The 1626-nt window shown below is 29.9% G+C and carries 3 protein-coding genes; 1 reads left to right on the plus strand and 2 read right to left on the minus strand.

All coding sequences use genetic code 11. The features are described from left to right. On the plus strand, window positions 1–615 hold a 615-nt coding region (locus Q0856_RS17940), incomplete at its 5' end, for a hypothetical protein (protein WP_298507205.1). Here the strand turns inward: Q0856_RS17940 and Q0856_RS17945 are convergent. After that, the gene (locus tag Q0856_RS17945; RefSeq protein WP_298507207.1) at window positions 605–1102 is read right to left on the minus strand and encodes a hypothetical protein; all 498 of its coding nucleotides are present in this window, start codon (window positions 1100–1102) and stop codon (window positions 605–607) included. The genes Q0856_RS17940 and Q0856_RS17945 overlap by 11 nt on opposite strands. Further along, a partial coding sequence (locus Q0856_RS17950) for an RHS repeat-associated core domain-containing protein (protein WP_298507209.1) occupies window positions 1093–1626 on the minus strand: 534 nt, incomplete at its 5' end. The genes Q0856_RS17945 and Q0856_RS17950, both read right to left, overlap by 10 nt.

Raw genomic sequence — 1626 nt, forward strand, 5'->3', positions numbered from 1 at the left:
TTAAAACGTTTAAAAGACATACAACAGCTCTCGCCAGAGAATAAAAATCATGTATTTGCTTTATTAGATGCTTTTTTTAAAACAAGTGAAATTGCAAAGTATTATGTAATGTTAAATACTACTTGGGTTAATAAGAATTTAATACCTGCCATTGGAAGTACTATAGCTTTAGTGCATGTTTTTATAGTAATTTTATTTTTTGAAAATTATTTTATAGTCTTTCAGAAAAAGTCTTTGTTAGATGTTTCTATTTCTTTTGATGAGTTACAGCTAGCACCATTTATTTACTTTTTCTTTTCTATAGCTCTATTAAAAGTAATATGGTTTATTGTATGTGTTTTAAGAACTTTTGTATTTTATAAGTATATACCATTAAATGTGGATAATACTACAACTTCTGCGCATACTTCATTTGCACTTTTTGTGTTAATTGTATTGTTAGGGTTTTATCTTTCTAATGCGTCTACTGACTATCTACCTATTAATGAAGCTACACATTTTTATTGGTCTAAATTGTATACTGCCTTTTGTTTTTTAATTATGGGGTTTTCTACACTTATTTTTATTTTTTACCCACCTGATAAAGTTGTAGATATTACAGCTTCTAAAAACTAAAATTAATAGATATATCTCCTTCGAATTTAGGTTTTTCTAAAGATTTACTAAATACAATTTCGATGATTGGAATATGTTGGTCATTCAGTCCTCCATATATATCTATTTTTAACCATCCTTTTGGTACTTCGAATTTTATAATTTTATTAGATTCAATTAGTTTTTCTAGATTAAAATCTTTTAAATAACCTATTCCGCATATATTTAATAAGCCATTTGAGTTTATAATCCAGCCTTTAGATTGGACATCTACTTTTTTTAAGTAAGTTAACTTGTTAGTGCTCATGATAAAACCGTAATCATCGGATTCAACTCCAATAATCGGTATAGCAACCCCATTAGCTGAGATTTCATCACCCAAGTTAGTCTCGGTTAATGGGGTTAATATATCACTATTATTAATATGTTTTTTTTTGAAACTTATTAATTCTTTTGAATCAAAAATGACAAACCCGTTTAATTCCGAAAATAATGTTTCTATCCGCATGATATTTTCTTTTTATGCCATTTTTCAAGTTCTTCAAAAGCTTCTAGTGGAGTTACATTTTCAGCTATAATTTCACCAGTTTTTGGGATTTTTAAATCACCTTTTATATGATTAACATCTCCTAATCCTTTTTTACTAGCTTCAAAAAGTTCATCAGAAGTACCTGTCCATGGTCCTCTGGTTGGTCCTACATGAGGTTTTTGAGCTCTATGTATTGCTTCATGCGATCCTGGATTGTATGGTTCATTGAAGAAGTATGTAGGTGTTTCTGTACTTGATGCTAAATGGTCTAATCCAATACTTGAAGCTTTATTTTTGTATACTAAATGATGTCCTTGTCTTACAGGATTAGGCCAAGGCATTAACCCTAATGGGTCTGTATATGCATTAGAATCATGAACATATGAGTAGATGTTTGGCATACCCCCAGCAAGCCCAATGGGATCTTGAGATATATAAGTTCCGCTATCAGGCGAGTAATACCTAAATCTATTATAATAAAGTCCCGTTTCTACATCCTCGTA

The organism is uncultured Maribacter sp., assembly GCF_947496775.1.
Taxonomy (GTDB): Bacteria; Bacteroidota; Bacteroidia; order Flavobacteriales; family Flavobacteriaceae; genus Maribacter_B.

What these genes read in the sequence shown, in the direction of transcription:
- Q0856_RS17945 (WP_298507207.1), bottom strand. Translation starts at nt 1,102, where the DNA reads ATGCGGATAGAAACATTATTTTCGGAATTAAACGGGTTTGTCATTTTT.